4 protein-coding genes are annotated in these 3,005 nt (G+C 76.7%); 1 reads left to right on the plus strand and 3 read right to left on the minus strand.

The genetic code is table 11. The features are described 5' to 3' along the window. The first annotated feature begins 367 nt into the window (after positions 1–367). On the plus strand, positions 368–925 hold the full coding sequence (locus NWP10_RS11255) for a TetR/AcrR family transcriptional regulator (RefSeq protein ID WP_258300967.1): 558 nt from the start codon (positions 368–370) through the stop codon (positions 923–925). A gap of 13 nt (positions 926–938) precedes the next feature. Here the strand turns inward: NWP10_RS11255 and NWP10_RS11260 are convergent, their stop codons facing one another. The 3 genes from NWP10_RS11260 to NWP10_RS11270 all read right to left on the minus strand — a co-directional run. Then, a complete protein-coding gene (locus NWP10_RS11260) occupies positions 939–1,310 on the minus strand; it encodes a hypothetical protein (RefSeq protein ID WP_258300968.1) in 372 nt (123 codons plus the stop codon). A gap of 308 nt (positions 1,311–1,618) precedes the next feature. Then, on the minus strand, positions 1,619–2,314 hold the full coding sequence (locus tag NWP10_RS11265) for a response regulator transcription factor (protein WP_258300969.1): 696 nt from the start codon (positions 2,312–2,314) through the stop codon (positions 1,619–1,621). A gap of 179 nt (positions 2,315–2,493) precedes the next feature. Further along, positions 2,494–3,005, minus strand: a 512-nt coding sequence (locus NWP10_RS11270) for a sensor histidine kinase (RefSeq protein ID WP_375162493.1), incomplete at its 5' end; no start/stop codon positions are given.

Raw genomic sequence — 3,005 nt, forward strand, 5'->3', positions numbered from 1 at the left:
CCAACGTCACCGTCATCGAGCGGCTCTGACGGCACCGTCCTCACCCGAGGCGGCGGCGAGGCCGTCGTCGGAAGAATGCCATCGATTCTCCGGGAGAAAAGATTGCACTCGCCGATCGAGACCCCCCCTCCCCCTCGCCCCCCCCCCCCCGCCCCCCCCCCCCCCCCCGCCGCCCCTCCCCCTCTTCTCGCGCCCGACCCCCTTCCCCTCCCGCCCCTCCCGCGTTTGGGGTGACTTGTCGGGGGTCCCGGGGCTCTTCACCCCCGACAAGTCACCCCAAACGCGGGGCCCGGGCGGGGAATCGACGGGCGGGGACGCGAGAGCGGCGGCACCGCGACGGTGCGGGCCGGAATGGGATGATGGGGGCATGAGAGCCGACGCCCGCGCCAACCGCCAGGACCTGCTGGCCGCCGCCGGGCGTCTGCTCGAGGAGCAGGGCGCGGCCATGTCCCTGCGCGGGGTCGCGCAGGAGGCGGGGGTCGGCGTCGGGACGCTCTACCGGCACTTCCCCACGCGGCGGGACCTGCTGGACGCGGTCCTCGAGGACGTCGTGGCCCGGGTCAGCGGCATCCTGCACGCCTTCCTCGACGGCGGCGGGTCGGCCGACCGGCGCTGGCGGCGGCTGGCCGAGGAGCTCGCGGCCGTGAACCTCACCTCGCTCGTGACCGCAGGGGACGACCTCGAGGCCGCCGACCGGCCGCAGGAGGCCCTCATCGTGGAGGCGGAGCAGGTGATCATCTCGCTCACGGACCGGGCCGTGACCGAGGCCCGGCGCGCGGGGCTGGTGGCCTCGGGCGTCACGGGCACCCGCTACCTCACCGGTCTCCTGGCGGTCACGCGGCCGCCCGCCGGCGAGCTGCTGGCGCGCCACGCGGACCAGCGCGACTGGCTCCTGGGCGTCTACCTGCGCGGCCTGAGCCCCTGACGGGGACGGCGCCTCAGCCGTGCAGGACCTCGTCCTCGAGCACGGGCTGGGTCACGCTCCACGTCACGGCGCCGGCGAGCAGGCCGGAGGCCGCGGTGACGAGCAGCCGGGGCAGGCCCTCGACCTGGGTGAACAGGGACAGGCCCAGGATCACGACGGCGGCCGTCACCAGGGCGACGAAGAACGCGACGCACTCGCCGTCGCGACGGGCCTGCTCGGCGGCCGCGGCCGCGTGGGGGCAGGGGCGGGACGGGGTGCGGACGGCGGGGGCGGCGTCCGCGGCGGTGTCCGCGAGGGTGCGGGCCACGGCATGGGCGCCGGTGCGCGGCTCGACGGGCGTGCTCACGGAGGTCGGGGTGGGACGGTCCAGGGTGGTGCCGGTCATGGTGCGTCTCCTCGTGTGCGCGTCGGGCCGGTGGCCGCCGTCGGCGCGGTGCACCGGCGGCGGGCCCGTTGCGGGGCCTGCGTCCAGCATTCCGGAGGCGCCCCGCTCCCCGGCAGGGCCGTGAGGATGAACCTGGGCGGCCCCGTCTCATCCCCAGGTATGACCTGTGCGGTCCCTGGGCGGCATCTTCGGCCAGGTGGGGCGCGTCAGGGTGGGCTCGTCAGGGCGACGCCGGCCCGGTGCCTCGGCGTCCGGCGCCTCACCCACCTGCGCCTCAGGGCCGCCGGCCCCTCGGCTCCCGCGCCCGCTCAGAACTGCACGAGCCCTGCGCGGTGGGCGATCAGCACGGCCTGGACGCGGTCGCGGGCGCCGAGCTTGGCGAGCACGCGGCCCACGTGGGTCTTCACGGTGGCCTCCGAGAGCACGAGCTCGCCGGCAATCTCCAGGTTCGCCGAGCCCTGCGCCATGAGCACGAGCACCTCGCGCTCGCGGGGCGTGAGGGACTCCACGACGGCCTGCTCGTGCTCGCACTCGGCGGTGCGGGCGTGGTCCGAGCGCAGGCGCGGCGCCATGTGCGCCATGAGCCGCCGCGTCGTGGAGGGGGCGATCACGGCGTCGCCGCGGTGCACCGTGCGGATCGCGGCGAGCAGCTCCTCCGGCGGCGCGTCCTTGAGCAGGAACCCGCTGGCCCCGGCCTCGATCGCGTCGAACGCGTACTCGTCCAGGTCGAAGGTGGTCAGCACCACGACGCGCGGGGCGTCCGGGCGCTGCAGCAGCGTCCGGGTGGCCTCGATGCCGTCCATCTCCGGCATGCGCACGTCCATGAGCACGACGTCAGCGCCCGCCACGGACACCGACGCCACGGCCTCGCGGCCGCTGCCGGCCTCGGCCACCACGGTGAGGTCCGGCTGGGAGTCCACGAGCATGGCCAGACCGGAGCGGATCAGGGCCTGGTCGTCCACCAGGGCCACGCGGACGGGGGCGTTCTCGGCGTCGGTGCTCATGCCCCGGATCATCTCATCCGGCCGGCCCAGAGGGGGGCCGTCGTCGAGGGGCCGAGCGGGGTTGGCCGAGCGGGGCCGGGCGCACTACTGCCAGGTAGCGCCGGATCTACCTGGCAGTACTGCGCCCGGCCGCGCCGCACCGCCGGCCGCACCGCCGGCTGCACCACCGGCCCCGCCCCTTATACCGACGAGTACGGCAGGTGCGCGGACACGCGGTACCCGGCGCCGGCGCGTGGCCCGGTCTCCACGGTCCCGCCGAACAGGGCCACGCGCTCGGCCGCCCCTCGCAGCCCCTGACCCGACCCGCGGGTGTCAGGGTCTGCGTCGGCGCCGCGCCCGTCGTCGTCGGCCTGGACGTCCAGGCCGCGCCCCGTCCAGGCGAGGGTGAGGAACGCGCTGGCCTGCGGGCCGCCGTGGCGCAGCGTGTTGGTGAGCGCCTCCTGCACGATCCGGTACGCCGCCAGCTCCCCGCCCGGCGGCAGCGGGCGCCGCGGGGCGCCGGTCTCCAGCAGGGACACCTCGAGCCCGGACAGGCGCATCGTCTCGATCAGCGCGGGCACGTCCGCGAGGGTCGGCTGGGGGCGGTGTCCGGGGGGCTGGCGGGCGCCGCGCCCGTCGCGGGAGGCGACGTCGGCGGGCAGCCGGGTCCGGCCCGCGCCGGGGGTCGTCCCCCCACCGCTCGTCCCCGCAC

Origin of the sequence: Micrococcus sp. HG099 (assembly GCF_024723355.1) — a bacterium.
In the GTDB taxonomy this organism is placed as follows: Bacteria; Actinomycetota; Actinomycetes; order Actinomycetales; family Micrococcaceae; genus Micrococcus; species Micrococcus endophyticus.